Consider the following 16,064-nt stretch of genomic DNA (forward strand, 5'->3'; position numbering starts at 1 on the left):
GCGGAGCACGTCACTCCGCCCTCCCTTTCGCTGCAACTTCCCTGTCCAGCACGCCCCGTGGGAGCCCCGCATGTCCGCTGAGACCCGCCTGTCCACTGTCGCCCCCGGTGCCGGCACCGACCTCGACGACGCCTTGCTCCAGCAGGTCACCGCCGCCGTCCGCGCGGCAGGAGACCTGCTGCGCGAGCGCTACACCGAGCAGGCCCGCGGTACGAGTACCGAGGAGATCGTCTCGGAGATCCACGCCAACGACGACGCGGTGCTCGGCGTCCTGAAGGCGCCGCTGCTGGCCGCTCGGCCGGGAGCGAACTGGGCCGAGGACGAACTCGCCGGCGGTGCGCTGCCGGCGGGGGAGTGGTGGATCGTCGACCCGGCCGAGGGCAACATCAACCACGTCCACGGCATGCCGGACTGGGCCGTGACCGCCACCCTCGTACGCGACAACGAGCCGGTCCTCACGGTCGTTCACCTCCCGCTGACCGGCGACGACTACACCGCGGTGGCCGGACGCGGCGCCCATCTCAACGGCGCTGCGCTGCGCGTATCGGCCAAGACCGACCTGGGCGCGGCCCTGACCGGCACGGGCCAGGCACGGCCAGGGGAGGACGAGCTCACGTTCCGCCGGATCGGCGCGGCCGTCACCCAGATGCTGATGAACGGCCTCGTCGTGCGCGTCTCCGTGCCCGCCACCCTGCAGCTGATCCACGTCGCGGCCGGCCGGATGGATGCCTTCTGGCAGTTCTCCGACGTGCGCTCGGGGCTGGTGGCCGGCGCCCTGCTGGTCGCCGAGGCCGGAGGCACCGTCACCGACACCGACGGCAACCCGTGGAGCCTGACCAGCCCCGACTTCCTGGCCGCCGCCCCAGGCGTCCACGACGCGGCCGTCACGATCCTCTCCCCGCTCGCCTGACCATCCGTCACACCACAAGGAGCACCAAGATGACCAGCATCGGGATTCTCGGCACCGGCCGCGTCGGCAGCGGCCTCGCCCGCGCACTCGCCGCCGCCGGCCACGAGGTCACCCTCGGCCACCGGCAGCCACCCGAGCAGGCAGAGGTCCGCGAGCCCGGCGGCGCAGCCGGGGCGATCCGCATCGCCGACCAGCGCGCCACGGCCGCCACCACCGACGTCGTGATCAACGCGACGCCCGGCGACAGCGCGCTGACGCGACTGTCCGCCCTGGGCGCCGAACTGACCGGCAAGATCCTCATCGACGTCTCCAACGCCACCCGGCACAGTCCCGACGGGCTCCCCGCGGACCTCTGCTACCCCGGCAGCAGCCTCGCCGAGCAGCTCCAGCAGGCGCTGCCCGCCACCCGGGTCGTCAAGACGCTCAACACCATGCTCTTCCCTGTCATGACCGCCCCCGCCGCCCTGTCCACCCCGCCCACCGCCTACCTGTCCGGCAACGACGCACACGCCAAGACCGTCGCCGCCGCTCTCCTCGGCGACCTGGGCTGGCAACCCGCATGGATCGAAGACCTCGGCGACATCACCACCGCCCGCGCCACCGAAGCACTGGTCCTGCTCGTCCCCCATGTGCTGCGCCGCAGCGGATTCCAGCCGTTCGCGGTCTCCCTCGCACGCTGATCTCCCGCGCTCTCACTGCTGCCCGGTGACGGACCTGCGCAAGCAGGACGGTGCTCGCCGGAGCACGTAGTCCGACGGCCAACAGAGCACCAGGACGAGTGCGTTGGTGACCACGAAGTACCACGGGCTTACCCAGCCGTGCTCCTTGTCCACAAGCCCTGGTCCATCCTCGCGATGGAGCCGCCGCAGCAAGCGGTAGCGCATCGGAGCCCCGGCGACCAACAAGAGCGGCGCTGCGGCGACCGCCCCAACCGTCACACCGAACCGGACCGCAAGGCTCCCAGCAACGCTTCCTACCTGCATCGCTTCAGTCTGCCGATCAAATGGACGTCATGCACCCATCTCTGGACCCCGATCCCCGCCGTCGCCCGCCGCCCGGCCGCGTCGCTCCCGTACCGGTCGGCGGGCTGCTGCAGCACTGAGGCGTCAGCCGCCAGCGGCGTCAGCCCTTGTCGGCTGGTTCCCAGACCGAGCAGTCGTGTGCGAAGAGGACCCTGCGGGGGTCGAACTCCATGAGCCGTTCCGTCCAGGGCCGGCAGGCAGGAAGTGGTGGTTCAAGGCCGTCTCGGATCGCTCGGTGAGCCATCTCGTCCGAGGCGAAGTGGGATGCGAAATCGTGGGCCTGGCCGGCGAGGATGACGGTGCCGTCATCCTGCTGGACCGCCAGGGACTGGTGTCCTTCGGTGTGACCGGGGGTGGGCATGATCCGGACTCCGGGCCAGAGTTCCGTTTCACCGGTGAGTTGTTGGTAGGTGGCGCCGGGGAAGTCGACGAGTTCGTCGATGGTGCAACCACCGCGGCGAGCGGTGGCCAGCTCCGTCGCCTGCACGACGATGGGCTTGCCGCCGAACAAAGGGTTGCCGCCGCAATGGTCGAAATGCAGGTGGCAGTTCACGACCGTGGAAATGTCCGCGGGGGTGACACCCGCGGCTGCGAGCGCGTCCGTAAGAGGCCTGCGCCGGGGACGGTAATGGCCTTCGGTTCCGCGGTCGACAGCGCCCATACCGGTGTCGAAGAGAAGCAGTCCTTCGGCGCGCCGAACCAGGTACCCGAATAAGGGTTCAACGCGTGGCCGCGCGGTCCCGGCCTCTGATGCGGGGCGAACGAAGTAGCCCAGGTCGAGTCGACGAACCGCCGTCTTCTTCTCCATGCCGTTCTCCATGCGGTCGGGCTCGCAGCCTCCGCGCCCCGTCCCCTGACGGTTCTGCCGACAGCAGATCGCGTCCGGCCGCGTGTGAACACCGGCCCGCTCACGCACCGCAGGCCAACGCGGGACCCGGGTGAATCCGCTGGTGGGGCGGGTCTAGGCTCATGCTCGGGGAGTGCTCACCGAGCGAGGGGGAAGCCCGATGAAGGTAGTGCTGGCGGGAGGCACCGGGCAGGTCGGAGCCGTCCTGGACCGTGCGTTGACCGCTGCCGGGCATGACGTCGTCGTCCTGACCAGGAACCCCGTACACGCACGCCAAGTCGCCTGGGACGCACGGACAACGGGCCCCTGGGCCACGGAGATCGACGGCTGCGACGTCGTGGTCAACCTGGCGGGGCGCAGCGTGAGCTGCCGCTACACCGAGGCCAACCTGCGGGACATGATGGACTCGCGGGTGCGGTCCGCCGAGGCCGTGGGCGCGGCGATCGCCGCCGCGGCGAAACCGCCGGCGCTCTGGCTCCAGATGAGCACCGCCACCATCTACGCGCACCGCTTCGACGCACCCCATGACGAGGCCACCGGAATCATCGGCGGTACGGAAGCCGGTGTCCCGGACTACTGGGAGTACAGCGTACGGATCGCCAAGAACTGGGAGCGCGCGCAGCAGGAGGCCGTCACCCCGCACACCCGCAAGGTCGCCCTGCGCGCCGCCATGGTGATGAGTCCCGACCGCGGTGGCGTCTTCGACGTCCTGCTGCGGATGGTCCGGCTCGGCCTGGGCGGGCCGGTCGCGGGCGGAGCCCAGTACCTGTCCTGGATCCACGACCGGGACTTCGTGCGCGCGGTGGAGTTCCTGATCGCCCGCGACGACATCGAGGGCCCGGTGAATTTGGCCGCCCCCGGCCCGCTCCCGCACCGCGCGTTCATGCGGGACCTGCGGGCCGCGGCAGGCGTCCGGGTGGGACTTCCCGCCACCAAGTGGATGGCGGAGATCGGCGCCTTCGCGCTGCGCACCGACACCGAGCTGCTCCTCAAGAGCCGCCGCGTCGTCCCGGGCCGACTGCTCGACGCGGGCTTCGTCTTCGAGCACGCCGACTGGCCGGATGCGGCGGCCGATCTCGTACGGCGTGGGTAGCGTGCTTCCGCGCCGACGCCCCATCGGCAAGCACCAGGTCGTGGTGCCCGCCGAGGGAGTGGGGCGGCTTGGGCCTCAGGTGGTGGAGGTCTCCGCCTGCGGGGCGGCGGGGGAGTCTGCCGCGGCGGCCGCGGTGTAGAAGACGGACGACCCCTGCTTGGTGCGCAGAGCCCGGCCCTTGGCGACCAGGCCCTCCACCGTGGTGCGCACGACGGTGGTCTTGATGGCGCGGTCGGGGTGAGCCTGCCCGAGCGCGGTGGTGATCTCCGCGGCGGAGCGCGGTTCGCTCTGCTCGACGAGGTGGCTGTCGATCAGCTCGACCAGCGTCGGCCCCGCGGCCGGCGCGGTCGGTGCGGCCGACTTCTGCGCGGCGGCCTTGGGCGTGCTCTTGGCCGACTTGTCCTTGTCCTTGCCCTTGGGCTTGGTGGCAGCGGGCTTCTTCGCGCGAGCCGTACGGGAGTTGGCGCTCGCCCGCGGGGCAGGCACCGACTTCTTGAGGGGGGACGCCTTCTTGGCGGCGGGCTTGGCGGGCGCGGCGGGCGCGGGGGTGCTGGGGGAGCCCAGTGCCTGCTGCATGCTCAGCAGCAGCGCGTGGTCGTTCTCCAGGGCCTGCAACTGCTCCTGGAGCGCTGCCACATCGGCGCCGATGCGCTCCTGCTCCTTGCGATTGGTCTCCAGGTCCGCGGTGACGCGGGCGGCGTACTGGGCCTGCACTCCGGCGGTTTCGGACTGAACGTCTGACATAAGCAGTGACCTTTTCGTGAGCGCACGCGATCGTGCGGGGAATGGCGGGTCGTGCTCACGACTGAGCACTCCTGGTGGAGGGCGTATCTGAACACACCCCTGAATGCTGACTGCCCAACCTGCAACAGCAGTAACTCATGTGCGGGCAGCGAAGACTACGTGTTCGTGTGCACCGGTGAACACACTGGGCGAATATTCACCCCCATATCCCGGTCATGTTGATCTCGTGTTCGAAGTTCTCGCAGCCGGGGTCAGCCGCCGGTCGAGGCCATGCGCCGCACCGCCTCGGTGACCACTTCCGGTGAGGCGGCCAGGTTGAGACGGACGAAGCCCTCACCGCCGGTTCCAAAGGGTTTCCCGGAACTCAGGGCCACGCGGCCGCGGTGCAGGAAGGCCTGGGCCGGGTCGCCACCCAGGCCCAGTTCCCGGCAGTCCAGCCAGGCCAGGAAGGTGCCCTGTGCGGGCGCGTAGCCGATGGCGGGCAGGTGCTCGGCCAGCAAGGCGGCGAGCAGTTGACGGTTGTCGTCGAGGCCGCGCAGCAGTGCGTCGAGCCAGTCGCCGCCGTCCCGCAGGGCTGCTGTGTGGGCGATGATGCCGACATGGCTGGGGCCGTGGCTGACCTCCTCGGGGATGCGGGCGAGGTCGTCGGCGGCTTCGGGTCCCGCGACGGCGAGAGCGGCCTTGAGCCCGGCCAGGTTCCAGGCCTTGGAGGCCGACATGAGGGACAGCCCGTTCTCCGCTCCGGGCACGCTCAGGAAGGGGACGAACGCGGTGTCCGCCGCCACGACCGGGGCGTGGATCTCGTCCGCCACGACGCGTACGCCGTGTTCGCGTGCCAGGTGTGCCACCCGCGCCAACTCGGCGGCGGTGTGCACGGTCCCGGTGGGATTGTGCGGGCTGCACAGCAGGTACACCGGCCGGTTGGGCCCCTGGGCCGCACGCCGGAACACATCCTCCAGCACGGTGAAGTCGATGCGCAGGTCCGGTCCCAGGGGTGCCTCGACGACGCGGCGGTCCAGGTTGCCGACGAACTGGTAGAAGGGCGGGTAGACGGGGCAGTTGACGATGACGGGGTCGCCGGGCGCCGAGACCAGCTTGAGCATCTCGACGACGCCCAGCATCACATCGGGCACGATCGCCGTGCGCGCGACGGCGAGCCCGTCCCAGTCCCACCGCTTGTGGGCGAACTCGGCCAGCGCCTCGGCATAGGCCGTCCCGGCGGGATAACCGGTGTCGCCGAGCGCCACGGCCTCGGTGATCGCGTCGGCGACCGGCTCGGCCAGGGGGACGTCCATCTCGGCCACCCACAGCGGCAGCACGTCGGGCGGATAGGTCCGCCACTTCATGCTCGTACGCCGTCGCAGTTGCTCGAGCGAGAGCCGGCGGAGCGGATTCGAGCCGTGCGGCACGACAGGATCACGCGACACATTTTCCATACGTCAAACGTAGGCAGGCCCCGGCCGATTCATGCCTGCTTCGACGCCCCGAGGTACCGGCTGGAGGGGCACACCCAGCTGTCGTTCTACGTTCAAGTAAGGTGAGCCTAACGTAACTGACTCGCCAGTCCGTTCGCCTGACCGCCGACCTGTGAGGACCCCCGTGCCCGACGCCGCGACACCCGCAACCGTCCCGTCCCCTGGCGGTAGCGCCACGGCGCCCCACACCTGGCAAGAGCTCGGTTCGGACGACGAGCTGACCGCACTGCTCGGCGAACCCCACCCGATCGTCATCGACAAGGTCCACGCCGAACTCACCCCGGACGACCTGGGGATCCTGGCCCGCTCCCCGTTCTGTGTCCTGTCCACCTCGGACGCGGACGGCAACTGCGACACCTCCCCGCGCGGCGACGCACCGGGTTTCGTCCACATCCTCGACGCGCGCACCGTCGTCCTGCCCGACCGCCCCGGCAACCGGCGCGGCGACAGCTTCCGCAACATCCTCGAGAACCCGCATGTGGGCCTGCTCCACCTCGTGCCCGGCAGCTCCGACATCCTGCGCATCAACGGCCGGGCACGGATCCTGACGGACGCCCCGTTCTTCGACGCGATGAGCGTCAAGGGCCGGCGCCCCCACCTGGCACTCGTGGTCGAGATAGACGAGATCTTCCTGCACTGCTCACAGTCCCTGCGGCGGGCGGGCCTCTGGCACCCGGAGAGCCGGCCGCAGGACGCCCTTCACCCCTGAGCCGGCTTCCTCGTGCTGCCGGTGGTGCTCAGCCACCCTCGCCGGGCGGCGTGCCGCAGCTCTGACCGCCCGGTCCGCCGAATTGCACCGAACTCAGGAAGTCCCGGTAGGCAGGGAAGAAGTTCCCCTTGCCCGTCGGGCCGGAAGAGGTCACGACCGTACAGCCGCTGTAGTTCGCATCGGACCAGAGGTAGATGGTCGACGGTGTCCGGTTCCAGTCCGACTTGGCGCGGTCGGACATGCCGAGCGCCGCGAGATCCGGGGTGCTGGATCTGAGGGCGATCATGTCGCCGGTTCCGTCGAGGCCCGAGAACATGCAGTAGGAGCCGTCGGGGCACCGGTCGTAACCGTCGGCGGCGTGTGCCGTCGAGGCCGGCACCACGACAGCGGTCGTCGCGGCCGCTGCCATCAGTAGTCCGGAGAGCTTTTTCCTCATCGTGATTGCCCTGCGCATAGCGTCCGCCTCAGTCATCGGGGCCCGCGGCTCTGCGAGGCGCGGGCCGTTGTCACCTCAGGCTCGTTGCCCTGTTCGGTGCGCGGCTATCCCCCGCAGGGGTGATGTCAGGGGTGTCTGGTGCTCTCCGGGCCGCCGCACGGCGGCCCGGAGAGCACCAGGTCAGGCCACTGGTCAGTCGACCGGTTCGATCCAGACGTTGCGGAAGCGGACCTTGTTGCCGTGGTCCTGCAGTCGGATCGCGCCCGCCGCCGCGGATTCGGCGTCGCCCGCTCCGGTGGGGCCGTCGACGGCCACGTCGTCGTGGACCTTCTTGCCGTTCCACACCACCGTGACCCTGGCGTCGGCGGTCTTCTTGCCGTCAGCGTCGAAGCGGGCGGCGCGGAAGACGATGTCGTACTTCTGCCACGTCTCGGGCGCGGTGGAAGCGTTGAGGTCGGCGGCCTTCTTGTTGTAGATGGAAGCGGCTTCGTTCGCGGCGAGCTTCTCCACGCCGAACGAGTCCAGGATCTGGATCTCGTACCGCTCCTGAAGGTAGATCCCGCTGTTGCCGCGATCCTGTCCGGTGACGTCGTCCGGCAGCTTCGGCACACGGAACTCGGCGTGCAGCTTGAAGTCGCCGAAGGCCTGCTTGGTGCGGATGTCCCCGCAGCACACCTCGATCGACTTGTCGGCCGTGTGCGGCCATTCGACGCTGCGGCCGTCGGTGTGCTGCCAGGCGGTCGAGGTGCTGCCGCCGGAGAACAGATCGATACGGCTGTTGGGCCGGCGCACCTCGATCATGTCGAGATTGACGTGACCGGTGTCCCCGGAACGGTAGGCGTACGTGATGGTGTTGCGGCCCTTGCGCAGAGCGAGCTGCTCGGTCTTGGTCGACCAGCGCTTCCATGTCTCGGTCGAGGGGAGCTTCGTCTGGCGCGCCTCACCGCCGTTCACGCTGACGCCCAGCGTCTTGGTTCCGGCGGAGGGGTTGGGGCCGTTGGAGTAGCGCAGGCCCACGGCGTAGGTGCCCTTGGCGGGAGCCTGGACGTCGAAGGTGGCCGTGGCACCCTCCTTGCTGAAGCCGTCGACGAAACCGCCGCCGGTGAAGCCCGCGTGTTCGGTGTCGGTGTCCGCGCCGCCCGACAGCCGCGCCGACTCGGCGTCGTAGGAGGTGACCGGCTCCTTGTGGCCGGGGCGCGCGTTGAGGGTGTACCAGGCCTCGGTGGACCACAGCTGCTCGTCGTCGGCCGAGGAGAACGGGCGCGGCGAGCGCACGTGCACCACCCGGTCGCTCTTGAGTCCGGGGATGGTCAGCTGGACGGTACGGCGGTCGGCCGAGACGTCGGCCTTGGTGACGGGCAGGGATTCCTCGTCGACCTTGGGGCCGCCGTACGCGGGGGTGGGGGCGTAGCGCCACTGCTCGACGGAGTAGGCGCCGCTGGTCAGCTTCTCGACGGTCTTGTCCGACAGCGGCTTGGTGTAGGTGAGCTTGAAGCCGTCGCGGGTGGCGCGCATGGTCTTGATGTCGAAGGCCGTCTTGCCGTTCGGGGTGAGCTTTTGCAGCCCGAAGCGGAGCTTGCCCTCCTGGCCCCAGTTGCCGTCCGCGCCGAGCCCGCCGGTGTAGATGGCCCCGTCCGGGCCGGTGGAGATGCGGGTGATGCCGGACTCCAGGCCCTGGGTGTGGCGGAAGACCGCGCCCTGGAACTCGCCGTCGACCTTCTCCAGGTCGGCGCGCTGCAGTCCGCCGTAGGTGACGTCGCCGAACATCAGCTGCCCGGCGAAGGGTCCCTTCTTCACCGTCATGGGGGTGCTGGGGGAGTTGGCTATCTCGTTCTGCGGCAGCCACAGCACCGGCTTGGTGACGCTCTTGTCGTCGAAGGGGCCGTCGGGGTTCGTGTAGTGGTTGAAGAACCGGTCCTGCTTGACGTGCATCAGCTTCGACGCGGGCAGCCAGCCGCCCTGGTTGTCGGTGACGAACAGCTCGTTGTCGGGGCCGCGGCCGATGCCGTTGGGGGTGCGCAGACCGCCGGCCAGGTAACTGACCTTTCCGCTGGCCTTGTTCACCTTGATCGTGGTGCCGCGGTTGGCGGCGGGCTGTGGATCGGTCGTCGCGCCGCCGTAGTTGATGGCGACGGACAGGTTCAGGTAGAAGTTCCCCTTCTCGTACAGCAGCCCGAAGGCGAACTCGTGGAAGTTCCCGCCGTACGGCCACTCGGCGATCTTCCGGGTCTCGCCCGCGTCGTTGTCGCCGTCGAGGTCGGCGAGCTCGGTCAGCTGGTGCTTCTCCGAGACGTACAGCTTCCCGTCCACGTACTTGATGCCCATCGGCTCCTTGAGCCCGTCGGCGATCTTCTCGTACGTGACCTTGTCCGGGCCGGTGTCGCCGGTGACGTTGTCCAGGACGTACACCTCGCCCTTGGTCTCCTGGCTGCCGCCCCACGTGGTCACCGCGAGCCGGCCGTCGGGCAGCCAGTCCATCGCGGACACCTGCGGCTCAAATCCCTTGGGCCGCAGGTCGGTCAGCGTGTAGCCGGGGTTGACCGACTTCAGCGGGAGGCCGTCGCCGGGCGTGTCGTAGGTGCCCTCGCACTCCTTGCGGCCCGGCGCGGTGACCCGCACGACGTCGGCGTCCGTGCTCAGCACGGAGTTGGGCACCAGGGCGAAGGCGTCGGCGCCCGGCGGCTTCCACTGCAGGGTGACCTGCTGGTCGTTGCTCCGGTCGAAGTGGTCGATGCGCAGCGGGTGGTGGCCCGGGGTGAGCGTGATCTCGCCGTCCTTGGGCTCGGCCCCGTGCAGTCCGTCGTGGTCGATGACCTTCTTGTCGCCGATGAACAGGCGCGAGCCGTCGTCGCTGATCAGACGGAAGGTGTACGCGCCGTCGGCGGGCACGTCGATGTTGCCGATGATCTGCGACACGAAGTTGTCGCTGAACCCGAAGCCCTCGGTGGAGGACCAGTCGACGGTGGGGATCAGTTTGTCGACGTTGGGGGTCTGGGCGGGCTTGAGGTCGCAGAGCTTGCTGAGCGGGGACTGGACGTCGAACACCCGCAGCGTGACGCCGGGTTCCTGCGGCGGCAGGTCGGCGAAGGGCTTGTCGTCGGCGCCGGCGGCCGGCGCGGTGAGCCCGCCGGCCAGCAGCAGTCCGAGGAGTATCCCGGTGGCTCTGCGCGGTCTCAGGCGCGTGCGTGGACGGATGCGGGGTGGGCGCGTGGGGTGCTCGTGTGGCGTCACTCTGTCTCCTGCTGGGCGCTGAGAGGCGGCCCGGGCCGCCTCGGCCCGCGTCCGCGGAGTGGAGTTCGTTGCACATACCGGTGGTGGTGCGGGCTGCGGCTTTTGGCCGCGCCTTGCGCAGACTTCCGTACGAGAGCGACGCCCAGCGTACGAACAGTGCCGCGCACCGTCCATACTTTGTCCTCAATAAGGAGAAACTGTTGGGGAGTTGACGAGGCGGCCGTGCGCGGCGCGGGGCCGTGCATGGCGCGGGGTACACGGCCGGGACAAAGCGCTGGATCGGCGGACCCCGTCCTGCGATCATCAGCTGTTCGCATGGCGCGGGGCGCAGTTCCGCCGAGGATGAAGGGGCTGTCTGTGCGCGGCACCATTCCGCTGATGTTCGTTGTCCTGTCGACCGTCGCTCTGGCGGCGTGCGGTACGCCGCCGGATTCCGACGAGCCCCTGAGCGCGGCGGCACTGAGGGACGCGCTGCCGGCCGCCGACGGTCTTCCCGGCTACACCGCCAAGGCCCAGAGCCTGCCCCTGCTGGAGAAGCAGGACGTGGTCACCGTGGACAAGCCCGCATGCCGGCCCATCGCCGACATGATGAGCGTGCGCCCCAAGCACCCGCGCCAGGCCCTGGTGTGGGCCACCCTGGAGGACAAGGACACCTCCGTCGAAGGAAGCCTGGCCCTCTCCAGCCTCGCCCGCGACGGGGCCGACGCCTGGATGAGGGACCTCAAGGCGGCCCGCACCCAATGCACCGAGTTCACCGCCACGTCCGAACGAGGCTGGGCCTCCCCCTTCACCGTCGAACCGCTGCCCCCTGCCAAGGCAGGCGACGACTCCGTCGCGTACGTCCTGACCAACACGCGGGCCCCGGGCGCCAGAGGCAACAGCATCACGGTGGTACGCACCGGAGGAACGCTCGCCACGTACCTCCTGACGGGCGAGCCACGAACGGTGCCGGCTCCCGCGGCAGGAAAGCAGCACGAGGCATTGCGGCAGGCACCCCGCTGAGCGTGAGCATGTAGCGGGCGCCTGGACGTGCTCGGCGCGCTCGACGGTGGTGCTCCCAGCGACATCGGGCGGCGCTGTCACCCGCCGATCGAACGTGCCGCGCCGGATCGGCCTCCTGGCGCGGGAGGTTCACCCACCTCCAGACGCGGCCAGTGCGCGAGATCCCGCAGAAGCTGGCGGTCGTGCGTGGCGACCACGACCGCGGCGCTGGTGCCGCGCAGCGCATCGGTCAACTCGTCGATCAGCGTCGACGACAGGTGGTTGGTCGGCTCGTCGAGCAGGATCAGACCGGGCCGCCCGGCCAGGGCCAGCGCCAGGTCGAGGCGCCGCTGCTGCCCCTGCGACATACGCCCGACCGGCGTGCGCATCGCGTCGGCGTCCAGCAGCCCGAGCACCCCCAGCGGGACGGCGTCGGCGTCCCGGAGCGATCCGCCGGCCACCAGCCGTCCCACGTGGCGGGCGTGCACCTCGTGCGCGGTCAGACCGGGGTCCTGCCGGGCGGTCTCCTGGGTCACCCGGACGATCCGTGCGCCCTTCGCCGTCCGCACATGCCCGTCCGTGGGTTCGAGCGCACCGGCGAGGACCGCGAGCAGCGTGGACTTCCCGGCGCCGTTGGGTCCGGTCACGAGCAGCCGGTCGCCGCCGTCGAGCGTGAGGTCGACCGGACCGGCCAGCCGCCCGTGGACCGCGACCCCGTGCGCCCGCAGCTGCGGAGCGCTCGGCCGGACCCCCAGGTCGGGCCACCGCAGCACCGGCGGTGGCTGCGGCACGTCGATCCGGTGCGCCTCCAGGGTGTCCTGCTGCCGCTTCAGGGCCTGCACGACGCCCGGTGCGCGGGACTGGCGCTGATGCTTGCCCGTCCCCTTGTCGGGCCGCCATCCGGTGGAGAGGCGGTCGCGGGCCGTGGACACGGCGTCCTGCAGCCGCCGGTGCTCGGCCTGCTGCTCCTGGTGGTCCTGCTCCCAGCGCTCGCGCTCACGGCGCCGGGCTTCCTGCCAGGCGTCATAGCCGCCGGCGTACAGACGTGGCTTCTTGTCGCGGGACGGGTCGAGGTCCAGGAACCGGTTCGCGACATCGCGCAGCAGCGCCCGGTCGTGGCTGACGACCGCGAGACCGCCGTCGTGCTCGCGCAGCCTGCGGGTCAGGAAGTCCAGGCCGTCGGCGTCGAGGTGGTTGGTCGGCTCGTCGAGCAGCAGGACGTCGTGCCGCGCGCCGAGCAGGCACGCGAGGCGGACGCGGTAGCGCTGCCCGACCGACAGCGTCGACAAGGGACGGTCGCGGTCGGCGCAGGCGCCCAGGGCATCGAGGGCGACGTCGACCCGGCGTTCGGCGTCCCACGCGTCGAGGCGGGTGGCGGCGTCGAGCGCGTCGGCGTAGCGGTCATCGGCAGCGGTGTCGCCCTCGGCCAGGGCGAGGGTCGCCTCGTCCAGCGCGGCCAGCGCCGCGAGCGACGCGGCCAGCGCCTGGGAGGTCAGGGTGCCGACGGTCTCACCGTCGCGGGCGGACAGCTCTTGGCGGGCCAGGCCGATCGTGCCGGCCCGGTGCACGGCACCCTCGGCGGGCGTGATCAGTCCGGCGAGGACGTGCAGCAGGGTCGTCTTGCCGCGGCCGTTCTCGCCCACGACGGCGATGCGTGACCGGGCGGAGACGGTGAGCGAGACGTCGTGCAGGACGCGCCGGGACCCGCGGGTGACGGTCAGGCCCTCGGCACGGACGTGCGCGCTGCCGCCCGCCTCGACGGGCAGGGACATGACTTCGGGAAAAGGGACGGGGTTCAAGGGGTGCTCCGCAGCTCGCAGGGGAGCCGGGCAGCAAGAAGCGGCCGCCCGGCGGGAACCGGAACGGCGGCGGATTCAACAGGGAGAAGGCGCCGCCGTCAGCGGGCGGAGCGGACCTTCTGCGACCAGATACCTCGTGCCATGACGAAAATGCTAGCAGCGACGCTGCCCGCTTCGCCTGGCCATTTGGCCGCGCTCGCCCGGCACCGGCTGCGGCCCACCCCCGGCGGGGAGCCTGTGCGGCGGGTCGGGAAGGGCCCGCGAGGGCGTACGGGAAAGGAACTAGGGGTTGGCAAGCACGGTGGCCAGCAGCGCGCCGAACACCACGATGACCAGGGAGATCAGCGCGGTGGTGATGACGGCCTCGGTCACCTTGGAACGGACCGGGCTCCGGGTGCGGCGGCGGTTCCAGCGGGTCACCACGGCGGGACCATGGCGTTCTTCAGCAGGCGGCAGGCGCCGGCCAGCAGATACAGGCGCGCGGTGGGATTGGTGAAGGTCTCCGTCCGCTGACCGTGGTGGACGGATCTCGCGTGCCGGATGGAGTGGTCGAGCACGTCACGGGCGCGCCGCTCGCCGGGGCTCCGGCCCGGCATGCGGGCCAGGTGGTACTCGGCGGGCGTGATGAGCGCGGCCAGGTGGTCGGCGAGTTCGGCGGCCACGGCCTCGGCGAGAGAGCCGGTCGGGTCGGCGACGGCGAGCACCTCCGCGCGGTGAACGGTGTTGTCGACGAGGGCCAGGTCGACGGGATCGCTGTTGTGGTTCTGCGGGTGCTGGGCGGTCATGAGCGTCACCGGGGGCTCCCTGGCTGGACGTGACGGTTGCGTCTGATTCCTGACCTACAGCCAACTCCTGGCCACGCCGCGCGGGTACCGTAAAGGAGGAGCGGGCACGTAAACGCCGTAAAAGCTGTCGGAGCTGTCGGGAGAGCTGCCCATGGCAGGCACACCGCGTACGCCGAACACCAGACTGGCCACCCTGCTCGACCAGGGGCAGTGTCAGCGCGATGAACTCGCCCGGGCCGTGAACCGCATCGGTGCCCTTGCCGGGGTGCCGCTTTCGTACAGCGGACAGTCCGTCTCGATGTGGCTGCGCGGGCACCAGCCGAAGCAACAGATCAGGCCCCTCGTCGTGGCCGCGCTGTCGGAGAGACTCGGCAGGCCCATAACGCACGAGGACGCGGGCCTGACGCCCGCCACGTCCTCCTCGGGATCTCAACACCGCGACACGATTGAGGAGTTGATCGACCTGGGAAGGGCGGACATGGATCCCTCTCGACGCGGTGTGCTCGCCGCCGGCGTATTCAGTGCGGCGCTGGCCGTGCCCGTCTTCGGCACGGCGGCGGCGCACGCCGGTGAGCCGGTCTCACCGGGCAAGGCCACCACGCGGATCGGCAGATCACAGGTCGACTCCGTGCGGCGTACGACCGTCAGGATCGCCGACATCCTGGACGAGGACGGCGCCGGGCACGCGCGGCCGATGGCGGCCGCCTTCCTCGTCAACACGGTGGGCCCGTGGATGCGGGCACAGGCCACCGGACCGGTTGCCGCCGGCATGAAGGCGGCCGCCTCGGACCTGACGTATCTGACCGGGTGGATGGCGATGTACGAGCAGGACCACGCCGCCGCCCAGCGCTGGTACCTCAAAGCCCTCTCCCTCGCCGACGAGGCCGGCGACCACGTCACCTACTGCCGCACACTGCGGGGCATGTCGTTGCAGATGACGAGCCTGCGCCACGGCCGCAAGGGCCTGGAGTTCGCCGACAGCGCCGCCGAGGCCGCCCCGCAGGCCGGACCCCGCCTCGTGGCGTTCCTCCGCGGACAGCAAGCACACGCCGCCAGCATGGTGAAGGACCGCCGCCAGGCCCACGCGAGACTCAGCGAGGCCGAGACCGCGCTGTCGAAGGCCGACAACCGACGCGACGCGGTGGGCGGTTACAACCGCACCGCCTGGCTCTTCCACCTGTCCCACGTCCTGTACGAGGAGCGGGACCTGCCCGGCAGCATCAAGGCCCTCAAGGACTCCATCAAGGTCCAGCCCGCGCAGGAGCGCCAGGGCCGCGTCCACTCCTACGCCCTGCTGGCCCAACGGCAGCTCGCCCACGGGCATCTCGACGCCTCCTGCACGTCGTGGGGACGCTTCCTCGACGAGTACGAACTCGTCTCCTCCGCGCGCGGCGATGAACACTTCCGGACGATGAGGCAGGAGATGCGCGCTCATACGGGCGCGCGGCCGGTGAAGGAACTCGCGGGGCGCGCACGGGAAGTCGCCGCACTCAAGGCATAACTCCCTGCCGGGCGCCTCACCGCAGCTGGCGCGGGCGACCTCGTTCCCCCATCGGCGGGTGCAAGACCCTGCGCGGATACGGAAGCGGCTACTCCCTCGGGGCGGGGGCACATGAGGGCCATGACTCTGGCCCGATCACTTCCCGACAGCTCGACCGAGTGGTGGATCTTCCTCGGTGCGTTGGCCTGCTACCTGCTGGGGCGGTTGTTCTTCGCCTGGCGCCAGGCGAAGTCGGAGGGACGAAGACGTCCCGCGCGGGCCGCGCTGGACGAGATCGGGAACGACGATCCCGAAGTGAGCCCGGCGCAGGCCGCGACCTGGGGCTATGACTCCTGGCGGCAGTTCGTCGGGCTGGTGGTCGGCGCGATGGTGGTCGCCGCGATCGCCGCCCTGACGGACGGAGCGCTACGCGTCGCCCTGCTCTGGGTGGTCGCCCCGGTGCTGCTGATCGCCCTCGCCTACGTGGACTTCCGAGAAGCCCGGAAGGCCGCGGCGAAGAAGTCCCGCACACCCCGCGCGCGCACCTGACGC

General features: G+C 70.5%; 15 protein-coding genes. 7 read left to right on the forward strand and 8 right to left on the reverse strand.

The window, feature by feature from the left end; genetic code table 11:
- The first annotated feature begins 70 nt into the window (after positions 1–70).
- Together ACZ6ZP_RS17120 and ACZ6ZP_RS17125 are read left to right on the forward strand one after the other, a co-directional pair.
- Positions 71–910 (forward strand): inositol monophosphatase family protein, encoded by an 840-nt coding sequence (locus ACZ6ZP_RS17120; RefSeq protein ID WP_351166468.1) that lies wholly within the window; start codon positions 71–73, stop codon positions 908–910.
- A 29-nt stretch (positions 911–939) separates the two neighbouring features.
- Entirely contained in the window at positions 940–1,590 is a 651-nt protein-coding gene (locus ACZ6ZP_RS17125; protein ID WP_351166470.1) for an NADPH-dependent F420 reductase, read from the forward strand.
- 442 nt (positions 1,591–2,032) lie between these two features.
- On the opposite strand, the gene ACZ6ZP_RS17130 is transcribed toward ACZ6ZP_RS17125, so the two are convergent.
- Complete coding sequence (locus tag ACZ6ZP_RS17130; protein WP_351166472.1) at positions 2,033–2,740, reverse strand: N-acyl homoserine lactonase family protein; 708 nt, start codon at positions 2,738–2,740, stop codon at positions 2,033–2,035.
- Positions 2,741–2,939: 199 nt separating this feature from the next.
- Here ACZ6ZP_RS17130 and ACZ6ZP_RS17135 point away from each other — a divergent pair, with 199 nt between their 5' ends.
- On the forward strand, positions 2,940–3,872 hold the full coding sequence (locus ACZ6ZP_RS17135) for a TIGR01777 family oxidoreductase (protein WP_469407346.1): 933 nt from the start codon (positions 2,940–2,942) through the stop codon (positions 3,870–3,872).
- A 75-nt stretch (positions 3,873–3,947) separates the two neighbouring features.
- Here the strand turns inward: ACZ6ZP_RS17135 and ACZ6ZP_RS17140 are convergent, their stop codons facing one another.
- Both ACZ6ZP_RS17140 and ACZ6ZP_RS17145 read right to left on the reverse strand, forming a co-directional pair.
- Positions 3,948–4,616, reverse strand: coding sequence for a hypothetical protein (locus tag ACZ6ZP_RS17140; protein ID WP_468616572.1), 669 nt, complete (start codon positions 4,614–4,616; stop codon positions 3,948–3,950).
- A 251-nt stretch (positions 4,617–4,867) separates the two neighbouring features.
- Complete coding sequence (locus ACZ6ZP_RS17145) at positions 4,868–6,052, reverse strand: MalY/PatB family protein (RefSeq protein ID WP_469407348.1); 1,185 nt, start codon at positions 6,050–6,052, stop codon at positions 4,868–4,870.
- A gap of 163 nt (positions 6,053–6,215) precedes the next feature.
- On the opposite strand from ACZ6ZP_RS17145, the gene ACZ6ZP_RS17150 reads away from it, so the two are divergent.
- Complete coding sequence (locus tag ACZ6ZP_RS17150) at positions 6,216–6,800, forward strand: MSMEG_1061 family FMN-dependent PPOX-type flavoprotein (RefSeq protein ID WP_383824698.1); 585 nt, start codon at positions 6,216–6,218, stop codon at positions 6,798–6,800.
- Positions 6,801–6,828: 28 nt separating this feature from the next.
- Here the strand turns inward: ACZ6ZP_RS17150 and ACZ6ZP_RS17155 are convergent, their stop codons facing one another.
- Positions 6,829–7,254 (reverse strand): peptidase inhibitor family I36 protein, encoded by a 426-nt coding sequence (locus ACZ6ZP_RS17155; protein WP_351166482.1) that lies wholly within the window; start codon positions 7,252–7,254, stop codon positions 6,829–6,831.
- Between the two features lie 174 nt (positions 7,255–7,428).
- Complete coding sequence (locus ACZ6ZP_RS17160; RefSeq protein WP_383824695.1) at positions 7,429–10,467, reverse strand: 3-keto-alpha-glucoside-1,2-lyase-like domain-containing protein; 3,039 nt, start codon at positions 10,465–10,467, stop codon at positions 7,429–7,431.
- Between the two features lie 378 nt (positions 10,468–10,845).
- On the opposite strand from ACZ6ZP_RS17160, the gene ACZ6ZP_RS17165 reads away from it, so the two are divergent.
- The gene (locus ACZ6ZP_RS17165; protein WP_469407351.1) at positions 10,846–11,469 is read left to right on the forward strand and encodes a hypothetical protein; all 624 of its coding nucleotides are present in this window, start codon (positions 10,846–10,848) and stop codon (positions 11,467–11,469) included.
- 77 nt (positions 11,470–11,546) lie between these two features.
- Here the strand turns inward: ACZ6ZP_RS17165 and ACZ6ZP_RS17170 are convergent, their stop codons facing one another.
- The 3 genes from ACZ6ZP_RS17170 to ACZ6ZP_RS17180 all read right to left on the reverse strand — a co-directional run bounded on the left by ACZ6ZP_RS17170 (position 11,547) and on the right by ACZ6ZP_RS17180 (position 14,041).
- Positions 11,547–13,247, reverse strand: coding sequence for an ABC-F family ATP-binding cassette domain-containing protein (locus ACZ6ZP_RS17170; RefSeq protein ID WP_469407353.1), 1,701 nt, complete (start codon positions 13,245–13,247; stop codon positions 11,547–11,549).
- Between the two features lie 282 nt (positions 13,248–13,529).
- Positions 13,530–13,670, reverse strand: coding sequence for a hypothetical protein (locus tag ACZ6ZP_RS17175; RefSeq protein WP_351166490.1), 141 nt, complete (start codon positions 13,668–13,670; stop codon positions 13,530–13,532).
- The gene (locus tag ACZ6ZP_RS17180) at positions 13,664–14,041 is read right to left on the reverse strand and encodes a hypothetical protein (RefSeq protein WP_383824686.1); all 378 of its coding nucleotides are present in this window, start codon (positions 14,039–14,041) and stop codon (positions 13,664–13,666) included. The genes ACZ6ZP_RS17175 and ACZ6ZP_RS17180 overlap by 7 nt, the downstream gene beginning before the upstream one ends.
- A gap of 142 nt (positions 14,042–14,183) precedes the next feature.
- On the opposite strand from ACZ6ZP_RS17180, the gene ACZ6ZP_RS17185 reads away from it, so the two are divergent.
- Positions 14,184–15,533, forward strand: a complete 1,350-nt coding sequence (locus ACZ6ZP_RS17185) for a hypothetical protein (RefSeq protein WP_468616564.1) — start codon at positions 14,184–14,186, stop codon at positions 15,531–15,533.
- 111 nt (positions 15,534–15,644) lie between these two features.
- Positions 15,645–16,061: a hypothetical protein gene (locus ACZ6ZP_RS17190; RefSeq protein ID WP_469407355.1), complete on the forward strand. Its 417-nt coding sequence runs from the start codon at positions 15,645–15,647 to the stop codon at positions 16,059–16,061.
- The last annotated feature ends 3 nt before the right edge of the window (positions 16,062–16,064 follow it).

This window comes from Streptomyces sp. NPDC054047 (genome assembly GCF_055585065.1).